23 protein-coding genes are annotated in these 23708 nt (G+C 73.3%); 7 read left to right on the top strand and 16 right to left on the bottom strand.

The features are described from left to right. The first annotated feature begins 7 nt into the window (after positions 1-7). The gene (locus NLX94_RS18995) at positions 8-1258 is read left to right on the top strand and encodes a HAMP domain-containing sensor histidine kinase (protein ID WP_254384375.1); all 1251 of its coding nucleotides are present in this window, start codon (positions 8-10) and stop codon (positions 1256-1258) included. Positions 1259-1320: 62 nt separating this feature from the next. On the opposite strand, the gene NLX94_RS18990 is transcribed toward NLX94_RS18995, so the two are convergent. From NLX94_RS18990 to NLX94_RS18980, 3 genes are all read right to left on the bottom strand, one after another. Then, a complete protein-coding gene (locus NLX94_RS18990) occupies positions 1321-1617 on the bottom strand; it encodes a hypothetical protein (RefSeq protein WP_254384140.1) in 297 nt (98 codons plus the stop codon). A 78-nt stretch (positions 1618-1695) separates the two neighbouring features. Beyond that, positions 1696-2412: a TetR/AcrR family transcriptional regulator gene (locus tag NLX94_RS18985; RefSeq protein ID WP_254384139.1), complete on the bottom strand. Its 717-nt coding sequence runs from the start codon at positions 2410-2412 to the stop codon at positions 1696-1698. A gap of 44 nt (positions 2413-2456) precedes the next feature. Continuing rightward, entirely contained in the window at positions 2457-3386 is a 930-nt protein-coding gene (locus NLX94_RS18980; protein ID WP_254384138.1) for a diiron oxygenase, read from the bottom strand. A gap of 176 nt (positions 3387-3562) precedes the next feature. Between NLX94_RS18980 and NLX94_RS18975 the strand changes: the two genes are divergently transcribed. Continuing rightward, positions 3563-4669, top strand: coding sequence for a ferritin-like domain-containing protein (locus tag NLX94_RS18975; RefSeq protein ID WP_254384137.1), 1107 nt, complete (start codon positions 3563-3565; stop codon positions 4667-4669). Positions 4670-4709: 40 nt separating this feature from the next. On the opposite strand, the gene NLX94_RS18970 is transcribed toward NLX94_RS18975, so the two are convergent. Genes NLX94_RS18970 through NLX94_RS18960 form a run of 3 tightly spaced genes read right to left on the bottom strand, consistent with a single transcriptional unit; the run spans position 4710 to position 8042 of the window. Continuing rightward, positions 4710-5171, bottom strand: a complete 462-nt coding sequence (locus NLX94_RS18970) for a DUF3291 domain-containing protein (RefSeq protein WP_254384136.1) — start codon at positions 5169-5171, stop codon at positions 4710-4712. A 43-nt stretch (positions 5172-5214) separates the two neighbouring features. After that, on the bottom strand, positions 5215-6675 hold the full coding sequence (locus NLX94_RS18965) for a penicillin-binding transpeptidase domain-containing protein (RefSeq protein WP_254384135.1): 1461 nt from the start codon (positions 6673-6675) through the stop codon (positions 5215-5217). Then, entirely contained in the window at positions 6672-8042 is a 1371-nt protein-coding gene (locus NLX94_RS18960; RefSeq protein WP_254384134.1) for an FtsW/RodA/SpoVE family cell cycle protein, read from the bottom strand. Before NLX94_RS18960 ends, NLX94_RS18965 begins: the two co-directional genes overlap by 4 nt. Positions 8043-8167: 125 nt before the next feature. Between NLX94_RS18960 and NLX94_RS18955 the strand changes: the two genes are divergently transcribed. Together NLX94_RS18955 and NLX94_RS18950 are read left to right on the top strand one after the other, a co-directional pair. Further along, positions 8168-8557 (top strand): DUF6325 family protein, encoded by a 390-nt coding sequence (locus NLX94_RS18955; protein ID WP_254384133.1) that lies wholly within the window; start codon positions 8168-8170, stop codon positions 8555-8557. After that, complete coding sequence (locus tag NLX94_RS18950) at positions 8557-9000, top strand: SHOCT domain-containing protein (protein WP_254384132.1); 444 nt, start codon at positions 8557-8559, stop codon at positions 8998-9000. Before NLX94_RS18955 ends, NLX94_RS18950 begins: the two co-directional genes overlap by 1 nt. A 15-nt stretch (positions 9001-9015) precedes the next feature. Here the strand turns inward: NLX94_RS18950 and NLX94_RS18945 are convergent, their stop codons facing one another. After that, the gene (locus NLX94_RS18945; RefSeq protein WP_254384131.1) at positions 9016-9813 is read right to left on the bottom strand and encodes a hypothetical protein; all 798 of its coding nucleotides are present in this window, start codon (positions 9811-9813) and stop codon (positions 9016-9018) included. Between the two features lie 165 nt (positions 9814-9978). Here NLX94_RS18945 and NLX94_RS18940 point away from each other — a divergent pair, with 165 nt between their 5' ends. Beyond that, positions 9979-11217: a C40 family peptidase gene (locus NLX94_RS18940; protein ID WP_254384130.1), complete on the top strand. Its 1239-nt coding sequence runs from the start codon at positions 9979-9981 to the stop codon at positions 11215-11217. Here NLX94_RS18940 and NLX94_RS18935 read toward each other — a convergent pair. The 5 genes from NLX94_RS18935 to NLX94_RS38980 are packed head-to-tail and all read right to left on the bottom strand — an operon-like array spanning position 11214 to position 16887. Continuing rightward, on the bottom strand, positions 11214-12479 hold the full coding sequence (locus NLX94_RS18935) for a styrene monooxygenase/indole monooxygenase family protein (protein ID WP_254384129.1): 1266 nt from the start codon (positions 12477-12479) through the stop codon (positions 11214-11216). The genes NLX94_RS18940 and NLX94_RS18935 overlap by 4 nt on opposite strands. Positions 12480-12490: 11 nt before the next feature. Then, positions 12491-13156, bottom strand: coding sequence for an ATP/GTP-binding protein (locus NLX94_RS18930; protein WP_254384128.1), 666 nt, complete (start codon positions 13154-13156; stop codon positions 12491-12493). Beyond that, the gene (locus NLX94_RS18925; protein WP_254384127.1) at positions 13137-13526 is read right to left on the bottom strand and encodes a DUF742 domain-containing protein; all 390 of its coding nucleotides are present in this window, start codon (positions 13524-13526) and stop codon (positions 13137-13139) included. Before NLX94_RS18925 ends, NLX94_RS18930 begins: the two co-directional genes overlap by 20 nt. Next, positions 13523-14002: a roadblock/LC7 domain-containing protein gene (locus tag NLX94_RS18920; RefSeq protein WP_254384126.1), complete on the bottom strand. Its 480-nt coding sequence runs from the start codon at positions 14000-14002 to the stop codon at positions 13523-13525. Before NLX94_RS18920 ends, NLX94_RS18925 begins: the two co-directional genes overlap by 4 nt. Beyond that, positions 13999-16887, bottom strand: coding sequence for a nitrate- and nitrite sensing domain-containing protein (locus NLX94_RS38980; protein ID WP_308402456.1), 2889 nt, complete (start codon positions 16885-16887; stop codon positions 13999-14001). Before NLX94_RS38980 ends, NLX94_RS18920 begins: the two co-directional genes overlap by 4 nt. 410 nt (positions 16888-17297) lie before the next feature. Here NLX94_RS38980 and NLX94_RS18905 point away from each other — a divergent pair, with 410 nt between their 5' ends. Beyond that, positions 17298-18071, top strand: a complete 774-nt coding sequence (locus tag NLX94_RS18905) for a protein phosphatase 2C domain-containing protein (RefSeq protein WP_254384125.1) — start codon at positions 17298-17300, stop codon at positions 18069-18071. 35 nt (positions 18072-18106) lie between these two features. Here NLX94_RS18905 and NLX94_RS18900 read toward each other — a convergent pair whose 3' ends face one another. Next, positions 18107-18547 (bottom strand): MarR family transcriptional regulator, encoded by a 441-nt coding sequence (locus tag NLX94_RS18900; RefSeq protein ID WP_254384124.1) that lies wholly within the window; start codon positions 18545-18547, stop codon positions 18107-18109. Positions 18548-18687: 140 nt separating this feature from the next. Then, on the bottom strand, positions 18688-21138 hold the full coding sequence (gene lon / locus NLX94_RS18895) for an endopeptidase La (protein WP_254384123.1): 2451 nt from the start codon (positions 21136-21138) through the stop codon (positions 18688-18690). A gap of 187 nt (positions 21139-21325) precedes the next feature. Here lon and NLX94_RS18890 point away from each other — a divergent pair, with 187 nt between their 5' ends. Continuing rightward, complete coding sequence (locus NLX94_RS18890) at positions 21326-21535, top strand: hypothetical protein (protein ID WP_254384122.1); 210 nt, start codon at positions 21326-21328, stop codon at positions 21533-21535. 13 nt (positions 21536-21548) lie between these two features. On the opposite strand, the gene NLX94_RS18885 is transcribed toward NLX94_RS18890, so the two are convergent. Together NLX94_RS18885 and NLX94_RS18880 are read right to left on the bottom strand one after the other, a co-directional pair. Further along, entirely contained in the window at positions 21549-22388 is an 840-nt protein-coding gene (locus NLX94_RS18885) for a DUF4097 family beta strand repeat-containing protein (RefSeq protein ID WP_254384121.1), read from the bottom strand. Positions 22389-22477: 89 nt separating this feature from the next. Beyond that, entirely contained in the window at positions 22478-23335 is an 858-nt protein-coding gene (locus NLX94_RS18880) for a sulfurtransferase (RefSeq protein WP_254384120.1), read from the bottom strand. Positions 23336-23708 lie beyond the last annotated feature (373 nt).

The following is a 23708-nucleotide window of genomic DNA, read 5'->3' as shown; positions in this document are numbered from 1 at the left end:
GCCGCGGATGCCCTCGTGGACGGCGACGCTGACCTGGAAGTCGGCGTGCTTCATCGTGCTGATGTGCTGCGCGCTCGCGGCGGTGCTGGGCGTGCTCGTGCACGTGGAGGTGAGCCGGCAGACCGTCGCGACGGCCCGCGAGAAGGCCCTCGGCAAACTGACCGACGCCTCGCGCGCCTACGAGGCCGGCGAGATGCTGCCGCCGGGGTCCGGGCTGGATCCGGCCGGACTGCCGGACCGGCTGCGCGCGCTGGCCCTGACCGGGCAGCGCGGGACGCTCGTGGCGCGGCACGGGGACCGCCAGCTGATGTGGGCGGCGGCCCCGGCCGACGGCAAGGCGCTGGCCGCGGCCGTGGACTACGGGCAGAGCGCGCGGACCATCACCGGGCTGGACAACGCGATCATCGGCTCGTCGGTGCTGGCCATCGGCGGGACGCTGCTCGTGGGCGCCTTCGCCGTGACCCGGGTGACGCGGCGGCTGCACCAGACGGCGACGGTGGCCCGCCGGATCACCCAGGGCGACCTGGACGCCCGGGTCGGGGACCCGCGCACCAAGGACCCCTCGCGGCACCAGGACGAGGTGGCGACGGTGGCGGCGGCCCTGGACACGATGGCGGCCAGCCTGCAGACGAAGCTCCAGCGGGAGCAGCGGTTCACGGCGGACGTGGCGCACGAGCTGCGCACCCCGCTGACCGGTCTGCAGGCGGCTTCGGAGCTGCTGCCGGAGGGGCGGGCGACGGAGCTGGTGCAGGAGCGGGTGCGCACGATGCGGCAGCTCACGGAGGACCTGCTGGAGATCTCCCGGCTCGACTCGGGCAGTGAGGTGGTGGAGACGGACCTGCACCAGCTCGGGCGGCTCGCGCGGCGGGTGGTGCGGGCGTCGGGGACCGGTACCGAGGTGGTGGTGGTCCGGGACGCGCACGTGGAGACGGACCGGCGCCGGCTGGAACGGGTGCTGGGGAACCTGGTCGCCAATGCCCACAAGCACGGACGGCCGCCGGTGGTGGTGACGGTGGACGGGCCGGTGGTGACGGTACGGGACCACGGCGACGGCTATCCCGAGTACCTCGTGTCCCACGGGCCCCAGCGGTTCCGCACCGGGGGCGGGAGCAAGGGGCACGGGCTGGGGCTGACGATCGCGGTGGGGCAGGCGGAGGTCATCGGGGCCCGGCTGGTGTTCCGGCAGGCGGAGCCCACCGGGGACGGGGAGGGCGGGGCGGAGGCCGTACTGACCCTGGTCGAGGCCCGGCTGCCGTGAGCTGACCCACGGCAGCCGCCTGGCGGGGCCGGGCCGGGCCGCCGTCGGGCGGGGCCCGGCCCTCACTCCCCCGGCGGGGCCGGGGTCGGGGGCGGCGGGGTCGGCTTGGTCCAGGGCCAGCGGAGCTTCGGCTTCTGGCCGCCCGGGGCGTAGACGTACTTCCATCCCTGCTGGAGGCCCAGCCGCTTGGAGTACCCCGCGGGGACCCGCTCGTAGAGCAGGACCGTGGGGGCGCCGCCGTCCGGGGCGGGGACCGGGATCTCGTACCACTTCGACGGGTGGCCGGTCGGGCCGAGGAGGATCGGGAGGATCCGGCCGTCCATCGGGCCGCCCTCGAAGGGGGTGGGTTGGCTTCTCACCCCTCCAGTCTCACAGCTGTTCGGAGGTCGCGGTTCTTCGGAGGTCACAGCTCTTCCGAGGTCACAGCTCTTCGGCGGTCACAGGAGGTGGGCCGCCTCCGAGACCACCGGGATCACCCGGCGGGCCAGCACCCCCACCGGTCCGTCCGCCGATTCGAGCGCGAGGGCGGCGCGGGCCGCGGCTGCCGTCTCCGGGTCGGTGGCGGCCGTGGCCGTGAGGAGGGCGATGAACTGGTCCACCAGCCAGTCGCGGAGCGAATCGGTCTCCGGCTGCTTGCCCTCGTCGATCCAGATCAGGGAGGCGGCCTCCACCGCCGTGATCCACGTGCGCACCATCATGCGCAGGCGCGGGCCGGGGGCCGGTACGCCGAGGTGGAAGAGGATCGCCTCGGCGGCGGCCCGGCGGATGCCGTCCACGGTGGCGGTGGTGCGGGAGGTTTCGACCACGCTGCCGCCCTGGAGGAGGGCGGAGAAACCGGCGTCGTGCTCGTCGACGAAGGCGAGGTAGCGGTCCAGGGCCCGGGAGAGCCGCTGGGTCAGGGGGCCGGCCTGGGGTTCGGCGAAGCAGAGCCGCAGGACGTCGGCGGCCGAGCGGAGGGCCGCCTCGTAGAGCTGCTGCTTCCCGCCGGGGAAGTAGCGGTAGACGAGGGGTCGCGAGACGCCGGCGGCCTCGGCCACGTCGTCGAGCGAGACCTCCTCCGGCGCCCGGTGTGCGAACAACGTCAGGGCCGCATCGAGGAGCTGGGCCCGGCGCTCCTCGACGCTCATCCTGCGGTACGCCCGTACGGCTGTCATGTCCGCAGGGTAGCCGCACCCCATGGCCCTGGGGTGAGGAGTGTTCAGGCGAGGAGGCCCGAGCTCTTCCAGAGCCTGCGGCCGGCTCCGCGCAGCACGCCGATGTCGTCCAGGAAGTCGGTGAGCCGCTTGGCTCCGGTCTGCATGACCTCCCGGCGGTGGCCGCTCGCCTTGACCTGGGCCAGCGCCTCGCGCCGGTCGAGGCCGATGTTGTCGTAGACCTGGGGGTTGACGAAGGCCTGGGAGAAGACGCGGGCGGCCTGGCCGCAGCTCACACGGGTGAGTTCCTGCTCCCAGCGCGGGGCGGTCAGCATCTGGCGGCGCAGTTCCTCGCGGGCGTAACGGACGTGGCGCGCCTCCTCGATGACGTGGATGCGGGTGACTCCGCGGACGAGGGGCTGGATGCGCTCGTCGGGGAAGGTCAGGCGCTGCATCCAGTCGAGGACCTCCTCGCCGAGGAGGGTGCAGGCGAAGGAGCCGGGGGTGGTGGAGACGGTCTTCAGGACGCGGGCGAGGTTGTGGTTGGCGCGGGAGACCGGGTACTCGGGGGCGCCGCCCGTTTTGATCATGCGGGCGAACATCATCGAGTGGCGGCACTCGTCGGCGATCTCGGTGAGCGCGTACCGGACGTGATTGCTGGTCAGGGGCTTGTCGTAGACGTGCCGGACCAGGAGCTGCATGAGGATGATCTCGAACCAGATGCCGAGCGAGCCGAGGGCCGCCGCCTCGTGGCGGGAGAGCTCGATGCGCTGCTCCTCGCCCATCTTCTTCCAGAGCGGGGTGTCGAAGAGGGAGAGCAGCTCCGGCGGCCAGTAGTACTTGCCGTCGATGGGCGGGGCGTCCCAGTCGAGTTCCTTGTCCGGGTCGAAGGAGTGCTTCGCCGAGGATTCGAGCAGTCGCTCGGCGATCTGCTCGCGGTCCTTGAGCAGGCCGAGGGCGTCGCGCAGCTCGGCTCGTTCGGTCACGGTGGTCATGGCTTCGGACACCTCTGCGTCGAGTTACCGGCGGTCACCTCTTATGAGACTGCCTGTCAGCAAGACCGTCAATCCCTCGTGCGTGACTTGTTGACCGCCCGTCTACCAACGTGTGACGCTGCCAACTGTCCGGTCCCGTACGGAAGTACGCGGTTACGTGAGACGAGGGGGCGTCAGTGTCGACGCAACGGCTCTACACCAACGATCCCGGCGAGACCGTCTGGGCGGTCCCCGCCTCCGGCAACGCCCGGTTCAGCTGGGAGTACGACGGCGGCCGCGAGCGGCTGCTGGCCCTGTACCAGAAGGGCAAGGACAAGCAGTGGGACGGCGCCAAGCGCATCGACTGGGGCATCGAGGTGGATCCGTACGATCCCCTGGGCACCCCGGACGAGGCTCTTCCGCTGCACGGCACCCGGCACTGGGCCAAGCTCACGGAGCAGGACCGGGGCGAACTGCGCCGGCACTACAGCGCATGGAACTTCAGCCAGTTCCTGCACGGCGAGCAGGGCGCGATGGTGTGCGCGGCGCGCATCGTCGAGTCGGTGCCGGACCTCGACGCGAAGTTCTACTCCGCCACCCAGACCATGGACGAGGCCCGGCACGCGGAGATCTTCGGGCGCTTCCTGCACGAGAAGATCGGGATGCTGTACCCGATCAACGACAGCCTGCAGGGACTGCTCGGCGACACCCTGCGCGACTCCCGCTGGGACATGCCCTACCTCGGCATGCAGGTGCTCATCGAGGGACTGGCGCTGGCCGCCTTCGGGATGATCCGCGACACCACGAACAAGCCGCTGCCGAAGCAGATCCTGGCCTACGTGATGCAGGACGAGGCACGGCACGTGGCCTTCGGGCGGATGGCCCTGCGCGACTACTACAAGCAGCTGTCGGACGCGGAGCTGCGCGAGCGCGAGGAGTTCGTGATCGAGGGCTGCTACCTGATGCGGGACCGGCTGCGCGGGGTGGAGGTGCTGGAGAACTTCGGCATCTCGCGCCGGGAGTCGGAGGAGCTCAGCGAGCGGTCGGAGTTCCTCGCGCTCTTCCGCAAGCTGCTGTTCAGCCGGATCGTGCCGTGCGTGAAGGACATCGGGCTGTGGGGCGAGCGGCTGCAGAAGGCGTACCTGGACATGGGCGTCTTCGAGATGGGGAACTCCAACCTGGACCTGCTGATGAGCCAGGACGAGGAGATCGCCGAGGCCCTCGACCGGGAACGGTTCGCGGCCGAGGAGGAGCTGCGGGTGGCGGAGGTGGCGGAGGCCGTCGCGGAGGGGGCGGACACCTAGGGCGGCGGCCCGGCTCGCGGACGGTGCCGGGCCTGCGGCCCTACGCCACGGGCTGCGGTGCGAACCGGGTACTCAGGGTGAACGCATGCGGAGTCGGGCCGTGTTGCCGCAGGTGGAGCAGGCGTTCCTCGGCGTCCGCGACCGTGGGGCGCTGCCCCGCCGGGACCCACCACAGGGCGGTCATGGCCTCCTTGACGTGCTCGAACCACTCCCGGCGGCGGACCATCAGCTCGCGGTGCCGGCCGGCGTACATGAAGGCCTTCAGGGCGTCGAAGTCGCGCCAGACGGACATGTTGATGATGATCCACTCGTCGTCGAAGACCCGTACCGCGGTGGCGTCACCCCCATCGTCCCCTTCGCCCACCAGCCGCCAGACGAACCCCTCCGCCGCGTCGGCGACGCCGTTGACGTGGTCGAGGCCGTCGACGAAGTCCTTCAGCTCCGGGGAATCGAGGGGGTACTTGAGCCGGGATATGTTCACCTGTGCCAGTTCGTGGGTCATTTCCTCACCGTAGGCACAGAACGGCCGCCTCCCCGAAGCCATTTCACTGGGCGGACAGCGCCGCCTCCATCACCGCCCGGGCGATCGGCGCGGCCGCGCCGTTCCCGCTGATGTCCCCGCGGACCGCCGACGCGTCCTCGACGACCACCGCGACCGCCACCGCCGGCGGCCTGCCGCCCTTCGGTCCGGCCCAGGAGATGAACCAGGCGTACGGGGTGCCCGCGTTGCCGACGCCGTGCTGGGCCGTACCGGTCTTGCCGCCGACCACGGCTCCGGGGATCGCCGCGTTGCGGCCGGTGCCGCCCTCCACCACCTTCACCATGAGCTCCTGCATCCGCATCGCGGTCAGCGGGGACATGGCCCGGCCCAGACTGCGCTGATCCGCGCGGCGGACCGGGTCCCCGTCGTCCTGGGTCGTGCGGTCCACCAGGTAGGGGGCCTTCAGCTCCCCGCCGTTGGCCACGGCCGCCGCCACCATGGCCATCTGCAGCGGGGTGGCCTTGGTGTTGAACTGCCCGATCGAGGACAGGGCCAGCTGGTCGGGGCTCATGTCGGTGTCGAAGTTCGACCGCGACACCCAGGCCGGCACCCGCAGCCCCGCGTCGTTGAAGCCGAACCGCCGCGCCGCCTCCGTCATCCCGCGCAGCCCGACCTGTACGCCGATCTTCGCCATCACCGTGTTGCACGACCACTGCACCGCGTCCGCCATGGAGGCGTCGGCGCAGCCCGTGCCCGCGTTCGGCAGCAGGGTGCTGGTGCCGGGCAGCGGGTACGGGTCCGGGGTCTCGGTCGGCGCGTCCACGTCGGTGACCACGCCCGCGTCGAGGGCGGCGGCCGCCGTCACGATCTTGAAGGTGGAGCCGGGCGGGTACGTCTCGCGCAGCGCGCGGTTGAGCATCGGCTTGGCGGGGTCCGCGTTGAGCCCCTCCCAGGCCTCCTTCACCCGCGGCCCCGTCCCGGAGAGCACCCCGGGGTCGTAGGAGGGGCTGCTGACCAGCGCGAGGATCTTGCCGGTGGACGGCTCCACGGCGGCGACCGCGCCCCGCTTGCCCGCGAGCCCGGCGTACGCGGCCAGCTGCATGTTCGCCCGGATGGTGGTGGCGGCGTTCCCGCCGCCGGGGCGGCCGCGCGAGAGCTCGTACCAGAGCGGGAAGGCGGAGAGCCCGGGGGCGGTGCCGGACAGGATCGCGTCCTCGGCGCGCTCCAGGAAGCTGGTCCCGTAGGTCTGGGAGGCGAAGCCGGTCACGGGCGCGTAGAGCGGGCCGTTCTTGTACGTGCGCTCGTAGCGCAGCAGTTGGCGGCTGTCCCGGGAGCCGGTGACGGGACGGCCGTCGACGGTGATGTCCCCGCGCGGTTCGGCGTACCGCTCGATGGCGGGGCGTTTGTTGGCCGGGTTCGCGCCGTACCCCGCGGCCTCCCAGACCTGCACCCGGGTGACGTTGACCAGCAGGGCGACGAGCAGCAGGGCGCAGAAGTACGCGCACCAGCGGATGTAGCGGATCACCCGTCGGCCTCCTCTGCCGGTCCGGGCCTGCGGGCGCTGTCGCTGAGCCGGACGAGCAGCGCGACGATGATCCAGTTGGTGACCACGGAGGAGCCGCCCTGGGCGAGGAAGGGCATGGCCATGCCGGTCAGCGGGATCAGCCCGGTGACCCCGCCGGCGATGACGAACACCTGGAGCGCGACGATCGAGGCGAGTCCGGTGGCGAGGAGCCGCCCGAAGGGGTCGCGCAGCGCCAGCCCGGTGCGGAAACCGCGGGCGACGAGCAGCCCGTAGAGGAGCAGGATCGCGGTGAGGCCGACGAGGCCGAGCTCCTCCCCCGCGGTGGCGAGGATGAAGTCCGATTTGGCGGCGAACCCGATGAGGAAGGACTGGCCGTGGCCGAGCCCGGCTCCGAGCAGTCCACCGGCCCCGAAGGCGAAGAGGGACTGGGCGAGCTGACCGGGGCCGTCGCCGCGCTCGATCGAGGCGAAAGGATTCAGCCAGTCGTCCACGCGGCTGTTCACGTGCGGCTCGAACGTTCCGACGGCGTACGCGCCCACGGCCGCGAGCAGCAGCCCGATGGCGATCCAGCCGATCCGGCCGGTGGCCGTGAACAGCATGATCACGAAGAGCCCGAAGAAGAGCAGCGAGGTCCCGAGGTCGCGCTCCAGGACGAGCACGCCGACGGAGAGCAGCCAGATGGCCAGGATCGGGCCGAGCACCCGGCCGGGCAGCAGCCTCAGCTTCCAGAAGAGGGTGCGCCCGGTGAGGGCCAGGGCGGTGCGGTTCGCCGCGAGGTAGGAGGCGAAGAAGACGGCGAGCAGGATCTTGGCGAACTCCCCCGGCTGGAAGGAGAGTCCGGCGAACCGGATCCAGATGTGCGCGCCGTTCACGGCCGGGAAGAAGACGGGCACCAGCATCAGCACGAGGGCGGTGGCGACGGACAGGTACGCGTACCTCTGCAGCACCCGGTGATCGCGCAGCAGCGCGACGGCGAGCACGAAGAGCACCACCCCCAGGGCGGACCAGCGCAGTTGCTCGCCGGCGGTGGCGTTGCCTGGGGTGGTGGCGTCGAGGCGCTGGATGAGGACGAGACCGAGGCCGTTGAGCAGGACGGCGATCGGCAGCAGCAGCGGATCGGCGTACGGGGCGAACAGGCGGACGGCCAGATGGGCGACGAGCGCGGCCACCCCGAGTCCGGCGGCGTAGTGGGAGGCGGCCGCGGGGATCTGGCCGGTGGTGGCGAGCCCGACGTAGAGGTGGCCGAGGACGGCGATCAGGACGGCGCCGAAGAGCAGCGACAGCTCGACTCCACGACGCTTGGGCGTGCGGGCGTCGGGGGGCGGTGGCGGGGCGGGTTCCGTCACCTTCGCCGTCAGAGCGGTCATACGGGGAAACGTAGCAAGGAGCCGGGCCGTATGTCCGCTTATGTCATAGTGTGCCGAAGAGTCGTCAGAACTGGTCGGAAGCGAATCAGCGGATCAGGGAATCAGCGGATCAGGAGTCTCCTCCCATGGGACCTGCGGAGTTCATCGTCCTGGCCTTTCCGGAAGAACAGCTGCGGGTCGCGGCGGTCGAGGCGGTGATGGGGCTGCGCAAGGCCGGGGTCGTCCGGCTGGTCGACGGGCTGGTGGCCACCAGGACCGCGAGCGGCGAGGTGCTGTCGGCGGAGTTCGACGAGTTCGTCGAACTCCGGGGTCTGCTCGCCCACCGGGAGGCGGCCCCGCTGATCGGGCCGGAGGACGTCAGGGAGTCGGCCGAGCTGATGGACCGCGGGAGCTGCGCCCTCCTCCTCGTCGTCGAGCACGTATGGGCCGAGGACGCCGCCATCGCCGTCCGCGCGGCGGGCGGCCGGATCGCCGGAGCGGTCCGGCTCCCGGCCGACCGGCTGGGGGCGGCCTGATGTTCATCCGCCCCATCGGCTCCGTGGTGAACCCCTCCCTTCGCCCCGCGGGCCACCCCCTGCTGCGCGGACTCCTGGCCCGCGGGGCCTACGTCTGGGACGCGTCCCAGCACCCGGTGGCGGCCCCGACCCCGCACCCTCAGGACACCCCGGGCGCGGGCACAGCTCCGGGTCCTGGCACCGCCTCAGGCCCGGATCCGCGCTCGGGCGCGGGCTCGGGTCCGGGTCCGGGCTCGGGCACGGCCCCGGCCGCTGGTCCCTCCGCCCGCCGGGAGTCCGCGGCCGCCCGTCCGGGTCCCCCCGCCGGCCGGGGCGTCCCCGGACCGGTCTCCCCCGGGGCCGAACTGACGGACCGCCTGACCCAGCTGGCCTCGCTGGCCCGCGAAGGCCTGCTCACTCCGGAGGAGTTCTCGACGGCCAAGGCCCGCCTGCTGCGGGACTGACGGCCGGGGTCCGGGTCAGCCGCCCGTGGGTGCTGCGAAGGTCTCGACCGGACCGAACTCGCCGAAGGTGACCTTGTTGCCGCCCGCCATGCCGCGCATCTCCATCCGCTGTTCGAAGCGGAGCGTGCGGCCGTGGGCGTCGATCCACTGGTCGCAGTCGAAGCCCGTGACGCCCTTCGCCTTCATCGACCGGTGCACCCGCGGATCGACCGAGGCGATCTGATCGACATCGAGGCGCCCGGTGAGGTGGTACGCGGGGATTCCGCCCAGGTCCTCCATGCCCTTCCTCGCCGAAGGTCCGGTGGCGAGCAGGAGCTTCGCGTAACCCGTGTAGCTCGCCTGGTTGTCCGGGGAGCGCGGCGCCTTGGTCCAGGCGCCGCCCGGCTTGAGGCGGTCGCGGACGTACGTGCCGTCCGCCGTCATCACGCTCTCCATCCAGACGGCCTGCGCGGCGGGGAGCGCGTCCGTGGAGCGGGTCTCCATCCGGCCCGTGAACAGGGTTTCGAAGTTGCCGCGGCCCGTGCTCGTGGCGACGTCCTTCCCGGCGAGCTGGGTGGACGCCTTCATCGTCGCCGCGTAGGGCGTCCGCGCGGCCTCCGCGAGGGCCTGCTCCGGTTCGAACGCCCCGGCAGCGGGCGCGGCGGAAGCCGGGGTGGACGCGGATGCGGATGCGGACACCGTGGCGGATGCGGATGCGGATGCTGCGGCGGACCCGGCGCTCCCGGAGTCCTGGCAGCCGGACAGAACCGTGAGGGCGACCGCGGTGGCGGCGAGGGTGAGCAGCGGGTTACGACGCGCGTCAAAGGTGATCATCGCCAGGCAGCATCCCATGCGGACGACTCCCGATCGAACAGGTTTCCGTGCCGCCGGCCCGCTCCCCCCGACCCGCCAACCGGGTGACCCCGGGCCCGGTCGGCCGCACCGTTGGGCGATTTGTCATACCGCGCGTGGCAGCATCGGCCGCCTGGAGGTGACCCCATGTCACATCGACGTCGGCGCCGGCTGCTTCGTGCCGCCTGCCTCGCCGCAGCCCTCGTCACGGCGGGCCCGCTCCCCGTCGCCCACGCCGAACCCGCCGCACCCGCGGTCCCGGAGGCCCCCGCGGTCCCGGAGGCACCGGCGGCCCCGGACACACCCACGACTCCGGGCACCCCGGGCGCCCCCGCCGAACCCGTCGGCGTCCTGCTCACCCGCCTCCAGGGCCTCTATCAGCGCGCCGAGCAGGCCGCCGAGGCCTACAACGCCGCCGAGACCGCGCTCGCGGGCCGGCAGCGCGAGGAGAGCCGGCTCAGCACCGAGCTCGGGAAGGCCCGTACCGCCGTCACCGAAGCCCAGACCACCACGGGCCGGCTGGCGCGCGAGCAGTACAAGGGGTCCCGCGGGTTCTCCCCGTACGCCCGGATGCTGTTCGCGGGGGACCCCCAGGGGGCCCTGGAGCAGCGCCGGGTCGCGGAACGCGAGGGCGCCCGGCGGGCCGCCGCGCTGGACCGGCTCACCCGGGGCGAGCGCCAGGCCGACGCCCTGGCCACAGCCGCCCGCAAGGCCCTGGACTCGGAACAGAAGCTGGCCGCCGAGACCAAGGAGCGCAAGGAGGAGGCCGCCGCGCAGCTCAGGGAGGTCGAGCGGATGCTGGCCTCGCTCACCCCCGCCCAGCTCACCGAGCTCGACGCGCGGGAGGCCCGGGACACCGCCACCGCGCAGCGGGAGCTGCTCGGTTCGGGGAAGCTGGGCAGCGGCGGCGCACCGTCGCTGCGCACCCCGACCGCGGCCGGCGGCACGGCCCTGACGTACGCGGCCGCCCAGATCGGGAAGCCGTACGTCTGGGGCGCCGAGGGGCCGGCCTCCTTCGACTGTTCGGGGCTGACCTCGCAGGCCTGGGCCCACGCCGGCCGCGAGATCCCCCGGACCAGTCAGGAGCAGTGGGCCCGGCTGCCCCGGGTGCCGCTCGACGAACTGCGCCCCGGCGACCTGGTGGTGTACTTCCCGACCGCCACCCACGTGGCCCTCTACATCGGCGACGGCAAGGTCATCCAGGCGCCGCGGCCGGGCGCGAAGGTGAAGGTCTCGCCGATCGCCGCGAATCCGCTGCTCGGCGCGGTACGGCCGGACCCCGACGGAGCTCCGCTGCGGTCCTTCACCCCGCCGCCGCTGCCCGAGGCCGCGACGGCGGGGGACGACACGGGCTACTCGGAGGCCGGGGCGCCCGAGACGTCCTAGGCGTCCTGGACGTCCGCAGCGTCCGAGGCGCCCGCGACCTCCGCGAGGTAGTCCGCCGCGTCCTCCGGGTCGTAGAAGTACGCGTCGAAGTCGGCCGGGTTGTCGAAGCCGTTGGCGAATCGATCCGCCACCGGCTGGAGCTGCCCGGCCGCGCCGATCAGGTTCAGCACGTGCTCCGGCGGGACGCCGAGCATGGCGTTGGTCCACTGGGTGACGGGCTTGCCGCTGGTGAACCAGTACTTGTCGAAGGTCGCCTTCATCCACGCCTCGTCGAACGGGTTGTCCCCGTGCATGAGGATCGACGAGAGGTAGGAGGCCGCGCACTTGGCGGCGGAGTTCGAACCCTGCCCGGTGATCGGGTCGTTGGCGACGACCACGTCCGCCACGCCCAGCACCAGCCCGCCGCCCGGCAGCCGGCCGATGGGGTTGCGGACCACGGGGGCGTACCGCCCGGCGAGCGTGGCGCCCGCGTCCGTCAGCTCCACCTTCGTCGCCCGCGCGTACTCCCAGGGAGTGAACTTCTCCATCAGATCCAGCGTCAGCGCGAGGTGGTCCGCCGGGTCCTTCACGCCGCCGAAGACGTCCAGCGGTCCGCCCGGGATCCCCTCCCAGAACAGGATGTCGGCGCGCCCGGAGGTGGTCAGGGTCGGCATCACGAACAGCTCGCCGGCGCCCGGGACCAGGTTGCAGCGCACGGCCTCCGTCTCCGGGTGCTCGGGGCGCGGACCCAGCCCGTGCACGTAGGACACGGCGAGCGCGCGCTGCGGGGCGTCGTACGGGGAGCGGGCGGCGTCCCGGGCGAACAGCGAGACCAGCTCGCCCTTGCCGGCCGCGACCAGCACCAGGTCGTACGTACGGGAGAAGAAGTCCAGGTCGGAGACGGAAGCCCCGTGGATGACCAGCTGGCCGCCGCGCTGCGCGAAGGTGTCGAGCCAGCCGGCCATCTTCACGCGCTGGTCGACGGACTGGGCGAAGCCCTTCAGCCGGCCGAGCCAGTCGACGGCGCGGCTGCTGTCGGGGGCGGAGACGGAGACGCCCAGGCCCTCGATCTTCGGCGCCTGCTGCTCCCAGAAGTTCAGCTGGAGGTTCCGCTCGTGCTGGAGCGCCGTATCGAACATGCACTGCGTGGACATGACCCGGCCGGTGCGTATCTCGTCCGCCGTCCGGTTGGACATGAGGGTGACCTCGTAGCCCTTCGCCTGGAGTCCGAGGGCGAGCTGCAGGCCGGACTGGCCGGCACCGACGACGAGTATCTTGCGCATGTGCACGTTCTCTATTCGGGAGTCGTGTCGAGGGCGTGGCCCACGAGGGTCATCAGGGATTCCAGTACCGTGACCCGGCGCCGCGCGTCCATGATCACGACGGGTACGTGCCCCGGTATGGTCAGCGCCTCCCGCACGTCCTCCGGTTCGTACGAAGGCGTGCCCTCGAAGTGGTTGACGGCCACGGCGTACGGGAGCCCGCAGCTCTCGAAGTAGTCGAGGGCGGGGAAGCAGTCGCGCAGCCGCCGCGTGTCGGCGAGGACGATCCCGCCGACGGCGCCGCGCACCAGGTCGTCCCACATGAACCAGAAGCGTTCCTGGCCGGGGGTCCCGTACACGTACAGGACGAGGTCGTCGTCGAGGGTCACGCGTCCGAAGTCCATGGCGACCGTGGTGGTGTGCTTGTCCGGGGTCGCGGACAGGTCGTCCGTCGGAGCGGCGGCCTCGGTCATCACCGCTTCGGTGCGCAGCGGCCGGATCTCGGAGACGGAACCGACGAAGGTGGTCTTGCCCACCCCGAAACCGCCCGCCACCAGCACCTTCACGGCGACGGGCGCGCGCGAGCGGTCGTACTGCCAGGGCTGTACGGGCTCGTCCGGATCCGTGTCCGGGGCCGTGTTCGGGTCCGCGTCCGTGCGCGCGGAGAAGAGGCCGGTTTCAGAGACGGCGGAGCCCACTGAGCACCCTTTCGAGCAGAGCGCGGTCGGGACGGCCGCTGCCGTGCCCGGTCCCGTAGACACGGATCCTGCCCTGGTCGGCGAGATCGCTGACCAGGACGCGGACCACGCCGAGCGGAAGCTTCAGCAGGGCGGCGATCTCGGCGATCGTCCGCATGCGGCGGCAGACCTCGACGATCGCCGGCATCTCCGGCATCCGGTCGGCCTTGCGCGGCCCGGACACCTTGGTGTCGAGGGCCGCGACGAAGGTCTCGACGTGCAGGACCTGCGTGAAGCGGGTACGGCCGCCCGTCAGGGAGTACGGGCGTACGCGGGCGGGACGGCGGTCGGCGCCGCGTATCGGCAGCCGGTCGGAGGCCGGACTCCTCACGGGGTGTTCTCCATCGACTGGCGCAGCTCACTGCGGACTTCGGGGGTCAGGACGTGGCCGGCGCGGCCCACGAACAAGGCCATGTGGTAGGCGACGACGCTCATGTCGCAGTCCGGCGTGGCGTGCACGCCGAGGAGCGAGCCGTCGCTGATGGACATGACGAACACGGAACCGTGCTCCATGGCCACCATCGTCTGCTTGACCGAGCCCCCGTCCATCAGGGCGGCCGCGCCCGTGGTGAGCGAGCCGAGGCCGGAGACGATGGTCGCGAGATCGGCGGACGCTCCGCGGGGGCCCGCGGGGCGGGCGGCGGCTGGTGTGTCGGGTGCCGCGGGATCGGAGGACAGCAGGAGGAGCCCGTCCGAGGACACGACGGCCACCGAGTTGACCCCGGGTACCTCCTCGACGAGGTCGGTCAGCAGCCACTGAAGGTTGCGGGCCTGGGTGCTCAGTCCGTACGTACTGGACGCGTTCATGTGCGTGCCTCCTGTGCGGTGTCCCCCCGGTCGGTCTGCCCCTGGTCCTGCGGCGGGCCATTGCGGGGGTCCTGCGCGAGCTCGGCCTCCACCACGCGGCGCCCGTCCAGGGCTCCCCGGTAGAACCCGCCGAGACGGCGGCGCAGCTCCTCGGCGTCCACCCGGCCCGGGGCCGGACGCGCCTCGTCCCCGCGCCCGGCGGCCACCGTACGGGGGCTCCGCTTGGGGAGCCCCTTGTCGGTGAGGACCTCCTGCGGGCCGGACTCCCCGGCGTCGTCCTGCCCGGCGGGCGCGGCGGCCTGCGGCGGTACGCGGAACACCTGCTCGGCGGGTACGTCGACGGGCGCCTCGGCGGCGGCCGGAACCCGGAACACCTGCTCGGCCGGCACCTCGACCGGCGCCTCCGCGGCGGCCGGGACCCGGAACACCTGCTCCGTGGGCGGCAGCTGCCCGGGCGGGGGCGCGAACGCCGCCGGAGCCGGCTCCGGAGCGACCCGCGCGGGCGGCTCCTCGGCGGTGGCCCGCGCGGTGTCGTGCGCGGTGCCGTGCGCCGGCTCCGGCTCGGGGAAGGAGGCGGGCTCCGGAAGGGCCTCCTCGGCCGCCGGGGCCGGGACGGGGGCCGGGGCCGCCTCGACGGCGGGCTCCGCCGGGGCCTGGCCCACCGGCTCCGCCGGGGTCTTCGGCGGCGCGGCGGCAGGGCCCCGTAGGCGCGAGGGGAGGGTGTTCTCGTTGGCCTCCGCGATCACCCCGGGCAGGTGCAGCGCGGGTGCGCCCGGTGCGCCCAGGGTGTGGACCGGGGAAGCCGGCGGGGTGGCGGGGAGCAGCGCCGCCGGTACGACGACCAGGGCCTCCGTGCCACCGTGCCCCGGGGCGCGCAGCTCCGCGCTGACCCCGTGCCGGGCCGCGAGCCGCCCGGCCACGTACAGGCCGAGGCCCAGGCCGTGCTCCGACTCGGGCTCCTCGTCGTACGCGTCGGGCGTGGCGAGCCGCTCGTTCAGCGTGGCGAGCCGGTCACCGGTGATCCCGATGCCCTCGTCGACGACGGACAGCACCACGTCGCCGGAGTCCAGCAGCCAGCCGGACACCTTGACCTTGGCGTCGGGCGGCGAGAAGGTCGTCGCGTTCTCCAGCAGCTCCGCCAGGACGTGCGAGATGTCGTCGGCGGCGTGCCCTGCGACCTGCGTGTACGAGGGCAGCACCCCGAGGTCGACGCGCTCGTAGCGCTCGATCTCGCTGACCGCCGCCCGCATGACGTCCACCAGCGGCACCGGCAGGCCCTGTCCGTGGCCGTGTTCCTGGCCGGCGAGGACGAGCAGGTTCTCGTTGTGGCGGCGCATCACGGTCGCCAGGTGGTCGAGCTTGAAGAGGGTGGAGAGGCGGTCCGGGTCCGGCTCCTGCGACTCCAGCTCCTCGATGACGGCGAGCTGGCGCTCGACGAGCCCGAGGGTGCGCAGGGACAGCGACACGGAGGTGGTCGACATGATGCGGCGGTGCTCCTCCAGCCCCGCCCGCAGCTGCGCGAGTTCCTCCTCCAGGGCCTCCCGGCCGGCCGAGAGCGCCTCGGTGCGGCCCACGAGGCGGTGCCGGTCGGCGTCGAGTCCGGCGATCCGGGTGTGCAGGGAGACCGTCTGGTCGCGTACTGCGTTGAGGTGGCGCACCACTTCGGCGAACTCGTCGTTGCGGCCCGTGAAGCGGACCGGTTCCACCGAGCCCTCCGGCGTGGCCAGCCGGGCCGCACCGCGCCGCAGGACCGACAGCGGGCGGGTGAGGGAGCGCGCGATGGCGGTGGAGATGCCGAGGGTGAGGAGGAACAGCACGCCGAGGAAGGCGACCATGACCTCCAGCGCGGTCACGTCGTCGTCGCGCAGCGCGGCGAGCGCGGTGGCGCGCTGGCCGGCGAGGGTGGCCTCGACCGAACGCATGCGGTCGACGCGGGCGGTGAGGGCCGGTCCGACGTCGCCGGGATCGAGCTTGCGGTCGGCCGTGGAAAGGGCCGGCCGGTCGGTGAGCCGCTTGAGGTAGTCGTCGGCCGTCTTGACCTCGGGTCCGGTGACGGTGGCGGTGAGGCTCTGGCGTACGTCGGGACGCGCGGCCCGCGCGAAATCGTCGAGCGCGCCCTGCTCCCGTACGCGCGCCCGCTGGGCGGCGGCGGTGAGTTCGTCCACGAAGGCGGCGCCCGGCTGCTTGTCGCCGCCGGGCACGGACAGCGCGGCGAGCAGCAGCCCGCGGGTGGCGGAGGCCTGCTCCACGGCCTGGCCGAGGGCGGCCAGCGGTCGGGCGGTGACGAGGGCGTCGGCGGCGCGCGGCGGGGTCAGTTCGGCGAGCCGGGTGCCGGGTGCGAGGAGTTCGGCGATGACCCCGGAGTAGGCCTGGTGGGCGGCGAGGGCGCTGTCCCGGCCCTGGATGGCCTCGGTGCGGACAGCCGCGACCCGGCCGAGGGCGCGGGCGAGCTCCTCGTCGGCTTCACGCTGGACCTCGGCGAGCTGGCGGTCGGTGCCCGCCGCGCGTTCCTGGACCGCGGCGGCCTGCTGGCCCCGGGCGCCGCCGGGGCGACCCTTGGCCACGTAGGCGGTGACGGCGTCGCGCTCGTCCCCGAGCAGGTGGGCGAGGGTGAGGGTCTGCCGGCTCCGGTCGGCGAGGGTGACCAGCCGCTGGGAGTCGCTGAGGTCCGCGGAGGCGGACAGGACGGCGGGCGCACCCGCCACGAGCACGGCGAGCCCGGCCACGGCGACCCCGATGACCAGCCTGCGGCGCACCCGGACGCGGCGCCCGGCGGGTGCGGCCGCGACGACCGGGCCGCCGGGGGCTCGTCGGCCGGGTGCGGTGCCGTCGGGTGCGGTGCCGTTCGCGACGGTGCCGTTCTTCCGAGGCCGCTTCTTCTGCACCGGTGCTCGCAATCCTGTTTACGTGTTTACGTGTGCTGCTCGTGCTCGTTGTCTGATGCCCGGTACGTGCTACCCGGTGCCGCGTACGCGCGTCCACCGCCGTACCGCCTCAGACCCTCGCAGTGCGTCGGGAAGAGGGCCGCACATCGCCCGCCCGGCCACACGAAGGAGTGAACAGCACGGAGGAGTTGGCGACCAACTCGGCGATCGGCTGTCAGAGCGCTGCCGTGGACGGGTGGTTGAAAGATCGATGCGGCTTTTGGCAGGATGCTCGGCCACATCGCGGAGGGCCACCCCGCAGGCCCCGGAAGTCCCTTCTCTCCCCACCCGTCGCACTTTGGTCCGGACCTTCCCCGCCCTTCCATGTCCCGTTCCGCTTCCGCGCGGCCCCGCGCGAGCAGAATGTTCACATGCGCATCGATCTCTCCTCCGCCCCCGGCAATCCGGAACGCCCCAACGAGGACTGGCTGTCGGCCGCGATCCCCGCCTCGGGCGGCGGGGTCCTGGTCGCCCTCGACGGGGTCACCCCGCCGCCGGGCGAGGTCGGATGCGCGCACGGAGTGCCGTGGTTCGCGGCCCGGCTCGGCGGCCGATTGACCGAACTGTCCGGATCGCGCCGGGACATGCCGCTCGACCGCGTCCTCGCGGAGGCCATCCGCGTCACCGCGGACGCCCACCGCGACACCTGTGACCTTTCTCACGTCCGGACGCCGCAGGCGACGGTGGTCGTGGTCCGCTGGGACGCCTCCTGCGTCGAGCACCTGGTGCTCTCGGATTCCGTACTCCTCCTCCAGGCGCCCGGCGGCGAGGTGCGCGCCGTCCTCGACGACCGGCTGGACCGGATCCCGCGCGAACGCCTGCGTACGGAGGCCTCCGCGGACGCGCTGCGCAACGCGGAGGGCGGCTTCTTCACCGCCGCCGCGGACCCGGAGGTGGCGGCCCGGGCGGTGACCGGGCGGACGCCGCGCGCGGAGGTGCGTGCGGTGGCGGTGCTCACGGACGGGGCCAGCCGGTGGACGGACACGTTCGGAGAGGGCGACTGGGCCGAATGCCTGGCCGTGCTGCGCAAGGAGGGCGCGCAGTCCCTGATCGACCGGGTCCGCACCCTGGAATCGGATCCGCTCCGGACCCACCGGCGCGGCAAGCGCCACGACGACGCGTCGGCGGCTTACGCGGAGCTCTAGGGGGCTCTGGGCTCTGGGGTCTGGCGTCTGGGGAGCTACTCCCCGCCCGCGTTCAACTGGTTCAGGAGCCGTGCCAGTTCCGCCACTTCCCCGCGGTCCCAGTCCGCGAGCTTGCGCATGTACTGCTCGCGCCGGGCGCCCCGGACCCGCAGGAAGCGCTCCCGCCCCTCCTCGGTGAGCCCGACCAGGAAGGCCCGCCCGTCCGCCGGGTCCGGCTCGCGGGCCAGCAGGCCCAGCACCTCCAGGGCCCGCAGCTGCCGGCTCATCGTGGCCTTGCCGACCCCGAAGTACGCGGCGAGCTCGGTCGCCCGCTGCCGGCCGGCGGCTTCCAGCCGTACGAGGAGCCCGTACGCGGCCGGTTCCAGTTCGGGGTGCAGCTCGCGCGCCATCTCCCCGGAGGAGGCCCGGGCCCGCCGGAGGAAGACGGACAGCTCCCGCTCCAGGGCAAGGAACTCCTGGTCGTCGGTCCCGTGCACGGCCCGCTCCTTCGCTGGTGTGTGGTCCACCAGTATTTCGCAGCGCGTACGCCGGGGGCCCGGGGCCCCGCCGGAGCGGGGAACCCCGGGCCCCCGGCCCGGACGGCAGCCGGGCGGCCGGGCGGATGCCGGCCGCCGGATCAGGCCGCGGCGGCCACCGGCACCCCGTCCACGGCCGCATCCGTCGCCGTGTCCGCCGTCGTCTCCGCCGCCGCCGGCGACAGCGCCAGCTCCAGGACCTGCCGTACGTCCGTCACCGGGTGCACCGACAGCCCGGCCAGCACCTCGGCGGGAACGTCGTCCAGGTCGGCCTCGTTCCGCTTCGGGATGATGACGGTGGTCAGCCCGGCCCGGTGCGCGGCCAGCAGCTTCTGCTTGACCCCGCCGATCGGCAGCACCCGCCCGGTGAGCGAGACCTCGCCGGTCATGGCCACGTCCGTGCGGACCTGTCGGCCCGACAGCAGGGAGGCCAGCGCCGTCGTCATGGTGATGCCCGCGCTCGGGCCGTCCTTCGGCACCGCTCCCGCCGGGAAGTGGATGTGCACGCCCCGGTCCTTCAGGTCGGCGACCGGGAGTTCGAGCTCGGCGCCGTGCGAGCGCAGGAAGCTGAGCGCGATCTGCGCCGACTCCTTCATCACGTCCCCGAGCTGGCCCGTCAGCGTGAGCCCGGCCGCGCCCGTCTCGGGATCGGCCAGCGAGGCCTCGACGAACAGGACGTCGCCGCCCGCCCCGGTCACGGCGAGGCCGGTGGCCACGCCCGGTACCGCGGTACGCCGCTCGGCCGGGTCCTGCGCGGACTCCGGTACGTGGTGCGGCCGCCCGATGAGCACCCGCAGGTCGTCCGCGCCGATCCGCAGCGGCAGCTCCCGCTCCCCCAGCTCGTGCTGGGAGGCCACCTTGCGCAGCAGCCGGGCGAGGGAACGCTCCAGGGTGCGCACGCCCGCCTCGCGGGTGTACTCCCCCGCCAGCTTGCGCAGCGCGTCCTCCTCCAGGACCACTTCCTCCGCGGCCAGGCCGGCGCGCTCCAGCTGCCGGGGCAGCAGGTGGTCCCGGGCGATGACGACCTTCTCGTCCTCGGTGTAGCCGTCGAGGCGGACCAGTTCCATGCGGTCGGCGAGGGCCTCGGGGATGGCTTCGAGCACGTTGGCGGTGGCGAGGAACACGACGTCGCTCAGGTCCAGTTCCACCTCCAGGTAGTGGTCCCGGAAGGTGTGGTTCTGGGCCGGGTCGAGGACTTCAAGCAGCGCGGCCGCCGGGTCTCCGCGGAAGTCGGAGCCGACCTTGTCGATCTCGTCGAGCAGGACGACCGGGTTCATGGACCCCGCCTCCTTGATGGCCCGTACGATCCGGCCGGGCAGCGCGCCCACGTACGTACGCCGGTGCCCGCGGATCTCGGCCTCGTCGCGGACCCCGCCGAGGGCCACGCGGACGAACTCGCGCCCCATGGCGTGGGCCACGCTCTCGCCCAGCGAGGTCTTTCCGACGCCCGGAGGGCCTACGAGCGCCAGCACGGCCCCGCCCCGGCGCCCGCCGACGACGCCCATCCCCCGCTCGGAACGGCGCTTGCGCACGGCGAGGTACTCGGTGATCCGGTCCTTCACGTCACTCAGCCCGGCGTGCTCGGCGTCCAGTACGGCCCTGGCGCCCCGGATGTCGTACGCGTCCTCCGTGCGCTCGTTCCAGGGCAGTTCGAGCACGGTGTCCAGCCAGGTGCGGATCCAGGACCCCTCCGGGGACTGGTCGCTGGAGCGCTCCAGCTTGTCGACCTCCTTGAGGGCGGCCTCCCGTACCTTCTCGGGCAGGTCGGCGGCCTCGACCCGGGCCCGGTAGTCGTCGGACTCCTCGCCGTCCTTCTCCCCGCTGAGCTCGCGCAGTTCCTTGCGCACGGCATCGAGCTGGCGCTTCAGCAGGAACTCGCGCTGCTGCTTGTCGACGCCGTCCTGGACGTCCTTGGCGATGGACTCGGCGACGTCCTGCTCGGCGAGGTGCTCGCTGAGGGCCTTGACGGCGAGCCGCAGCCGGGCGACGGGGTCGGCCGTCTCCAGCAGCTCCACCTTCTGCTCGACGCTCAGGAACGGGGAGTAGCCGGAGTTGTCCGCGAGCGCCCCGACCCCCTCGATCTGCTGCACCCGGTCCACGACCTGCCAGGCCCCGCGCTTCTTGAGCCAACTGGTGGCGAGCGCCTTGTACTCCTTGACGAGCTCGGCGACGGCCCCGGGCAGCGGATCGGGGACGCTCTCGTCCACCGTCTCCCCCTCGACCCAGAGCGCCGCCCCGGGCCCGGTCGTACCGGCCCCGATCCTTACCCGGCCCCGTCCCCGGATCAGCGCCCCGGGATCCCCGTCGGACAGCCGCCCCACCTGCTCGACGGTCCCGAGCACCCCGGTGGCGGCGTACTTCCCGTCGACCCGCGGCACGAGGAGCACCTTCGGCTTGTCCCCGGCGGCACCGGCCTGAGCAGCCTGAGCGGCCTCGACGGCACCCCGCACCTCGGCGTCGGACAGGTCCAGCGGAACGACCATCCCGGGCAGCACGACCTCGTCGTCGAGCGGCAGCACGGGCAGGGTGAGCGTTACGGACGTCGAAGCCATGATGTTCCCTCCGGCAGTGAAGTTGAGCTATGCCGACTCAATGCATGTGCGTCGCCCAATGTTCCCCAACACCCGTTCGCCGGGGGCGAACAGGGTCGGGCACATCCCCACCCAGGCGGTGACATCACTGGAAATACCCAGGTCACCGCGAGCGGGGTCGCGTTCCGGGCAGGGCTACGCTCCCCACATGTACGTAGAGGGTGAGGGCGTCGCCGAGGCCAGGGAATGGGTCATCCAGAACGCCAAGGGCAAGAAGTTCGTCTACGAGTCCGCCGCCGAGGCCTTCGGAGAGATCGCGGAGTACGGGCCGGGCGCCGCCGTGCTGACCCGGCGGGTGTACCGCGGGCTGTTCCGGACGAAGCCGATCGAGGACTGGCAGGTCGTCGAAGCCCCGTAGCTCGGACCGGTGCTCAGGCCGCGGAGATGTGGATGTCGCCCGAGGAGGTCGTCACCGCGAGGCGGGCCGCGGCGGAGGGGGTCGCGGGCAGGGTGATGTCGCGTGCGCCGGAGTCGGTGGCGACGTCGAGTGCGTACGGGGCTGCGGGGACCTTCAGCTTCGCCTCGCCCGAGCTGGTCCGCACGGCGATCGAGGCCGGGGCCGTCGTGAAGGCGAGGCGGACGTCGCCGGAGTCGGAACGGGCGTCCGCGCCCGTTCCGGACAGTTCCCCGGCCGTGATCGAGCCCGAGGACGTACGGACCTTCAGCGGGCCGGCGATCCGGTCCGCCCGGACCGGGCCGGAGGCCGTGCCGACCTCCAGCGCGCCGGCGATCCGCTCCACGCGCACCCCGCCCGAGGACGTCACGACGTCGGCGGCGGCCACCCCCGACACCGCGACGCGGCCGCTGCTGCTCTTGGCCCGGACCGTGGCGGAGGCCGGTACCTCCAGCCGGTAGTCGACGGAACAGCGGCCGGAGCAGTCGCCGGCGCTGAGGGTCAGCACTCCGCCGGAGAGCCGCTGGGCGGGCTCGGGCACGGTGTCGCCGTGGTAGTGGACGGTGCGGCCGACGACGACACCGGGGCCGGATCCGACGACCACCTCGATGGACCCGCTTCCGGAGTCCGACACCTCGACCGCGGTGACGGCCTCGGCCACCGTGGCGTCCGCGCTCGCCGTCTTCTCCGGTCCGCCGCGGGAGACGAGCGAGCCGAAGGAACAACCGGTGAGCAGCAGCCCGGCGGCGAGCGCCGTGGCGGTGAGGGTGAGGGTGGCGGTGGCCTTGGTGCCGCGCGGGCGCGTCTTCGTGGTCATGGTGTCGATCGTGCCCGCGCGGTGGCCGCGGGGGCATGGTGCATGTGCCCGGATCCGGGGTGGGGTTAACCCCCGGGGCCGGGGGCGGCCTAACTCCCCTGCACGACCGGCCGGTCCGGGGACGGCACGCCCCACTCGCTCCAGGAGCCGTCGTACACCGCGAGGTTGCCGTACCCGGCGAGTTCCGCCCCGAGCGCAAGCACACAGGCCGTCACCCCGGAACCGCAGCTGAAGTACAGCCGCTCCCGCTCACCCACCGCCGCCCCGAAAGCGGCGCGGAGCTCGGCCGCGGGACGCATCAGGCCGTCGGGGCGCTGCAGTTCGCCGAAGGGGAGGCTGACCGCACCCGGCATGTGGCCGCCACGCAGCCCCGGGCGGGGTTCGGGGGCGGTGCCGGCGAAGCGCTCGCGCGTACGGGCGTCGAGCACGGCCGCCGCAGGATCGGCCAGGGCCGCCGAGACGGTGGCGGCGTCCACCAGCAGCCCGGCGCGGGGCCGGGCCGTGAAGGAGCCGCGCGGGCCCTCGTAGCCCGGCCGGCCCTCCTCGACCGGCAGCCCGGCGGCGAGCCACGCGGGCAGCCCGCCGTCGAGGACGGCGACCCGGTCGAAGCCCATGCTGCGCAGCATCCACCAGGCGCGGGCACTGGAGTAGATCCCGGCGCCGTCGTACGCGACGACCGTGCTCGTGTCGTCGACACCGAGGGCGGACATCGCCTCGGCGAAGGCGGCGGGGCCGGGCATGGTGTGCGGGGCGGCGGCGGTGTGGTCGGACAGCACGCCGTCGAGGTCGAAGGGCCGGGCCCCCGGAATCCCCCGACTCGCATCCCGATGCGCCCCCACGGAGGCGTCGAAGACGACGAGCCCGGGTATACCGAGACGCTCCGCGAGCCAGTCACCGCCTACGAGCGGGCCGGGCGGCACGAGGTCGTGGGAACGGGCTGCGTCCATGAGGCACCTCCGAATGAATCCGACGGGCCCCGCCAAGATCGGCGCCCCGCGGCCCATCCTCTCCCCTGCACCTCCACTCCCGCGGTGCGGCCCCTGACCTCCCGCGCGGGCTGCGCCCCGCTGCTCCGAACTCCGTCCGGCGGCGCGGGGCCCGCGGGGCGGGTGCGACTGCCCGGGCCCTGCGGGCGGCTGTCCCCTACCCGCCCTTCCACCGTTCCCCGGGCGCTGCCCGGACCCCAGTCCTCAAACGCCGGACGGGCTGAAGGCGGGACCCCGGGCTCCGCCCGGACCCCCTGGGGCTCCGCCCGGACCCCCTGGGGCTCCGCCCGGACCCCCTGGGGCTCCGCCCGGACCCCCTGGGGCTCCGCCCGGA

This window comes from Streptomyces sp. TBY4 (genome assembly GCF_024213195.1).
In the GTDB taxonomy this organism is placed as follows: domain Bacteria; phylum Actinomycetota; class Actinomycetes; order Streptomycetales; family Streptomycetaceae; genus Streptomyces.
The sequence above is the reverse complement of the archived record's forward strand: the minus strand, read 5'-3'. Positions and strand labels throughout refer to the sequence as shown.

What these genes read in the sequence shown, in the direction of transcription:
- NLX94_RS18995 (WP_254384375.1), top strand. Translation starts at nt 8, where the DNA reads ATGCCCTCGTGGACGGCGACGCTGACCTGGAAGTCGGCGTGCTTCATC.
- NLX94_RS18985 (WP_254384139.1), bottom strand. Translation starts at nt 2,412, where the DNA reads ATGACAGCCGTACGGGCGTACCGCAGGATGAGCGTCGAGGAGCGCCGG.
- NLX94_RS18980 (WP_254384138.1), bottom strand. Translation starts at nt 3,386, where the DNA reads ATGACCACCGTGACCGAACGAGCCGAGCTGCGCGACGCCCTCGGCCTG.
- NLX94_RS18970 (WP_254384136.1), bottom strand. Translation starts at nt 5,171, where the DNA reads ATGACCCACGAACTGGCACAGGTGAACATATCCCGGCTCAAGTACCCC.
- NLX94_RS18960 (WP_254384134.1), bottom strand. Translation starts at nt 8,042, where the DNA reads ATGACCGCTCTGACGGCGAAGGTGACGGAACCCGCCCCGCCACCGCCC.
- NLX94_RS18955 (WP_254384133.1), top strand. Translation starts at nt 8,168, where the DNA reads ATGGGACCTGCGGAGTTCATCGTCCTGGCCTTTCCGGAAGAACAGCTG.
- NLX94_RS18950 (WP_254384132.1), top strand. Translation starts at nt 8,557, where the DNA reads ATGTTCATCCGCCCCATCGGCTCCGTGGTGAACCCCTCCCTTCGCCCC.
- NLX94_RS18945 (WP_254384131.1), bottom strand. Translation starts at nt 9,813, where the DNA reads ATGATCACCTTTGACGCGCGTCGTAACCCGCTGCTCACCCTCGCCGCC.
- NLX94_RS18940 (WP_254384130.1), top strand. Translation starts at nt 9,979, where the DNA reads ATGTCACATCGACGTCGGCGCCGGCTGCTTCGTGCCGCCTGCCTCGCC.
- NLX94_RS18935 (WP_254384129.1), bottom strand. Translation starts at nt 12,479, where the DNA reads ATGCGCAAGATACTCGTCGTCGGTGCCGGCCAGTCCGGCCTGCAGCTC.
- NLX94_RS18920 (WP_254384126.1), bottom strand. Translation starts at nt 14,002, where the DNA reads ATGAACGCGTCCAGTACGTACGGACTGAGCACCCAGGCCCGCAACCTT.
- NLX94_RS18905 (WP_254384125.1), top strand. Translation starts at nt 17,298, where the DNA reads ATGCGCATCGATCTCTCCTCCGCCCCCGGCAATCCGGAACGCCCCAAC.
- lon (WP_254384123.1), bottom strand. Translation starts at nt 21,138, where the DNA reads ATGGCTTCGACGTCCGTAACGCTCACCCTGCCCGTGCTGCCGCTCGAC.
- NLX94_RS18890 (WP_254384122.1), top strand. Translation starts at nt 21,326, where the DNA reads ATGTACGTAGAGGGTGAGGGCGTCGCCGAGGCCAGGGAATGGGTCATC.
- NLX94_RS18885 (WP_254384121.1), bottom strand. Translation starts at nt 22,388, where the DNA reads ATGACCACGAAGACGCGCCCGCGCGGCACCAAGGCCACCGCCACCCTC.
- NLX94_RS18880 (WP_254384120.1), bottom strand. Translation starts at nt 23,335, where the DNA reads ATGGACGCAGCCCGTTCCCACGACCTCGTGCCGCCCGGCCCGCTCGTA.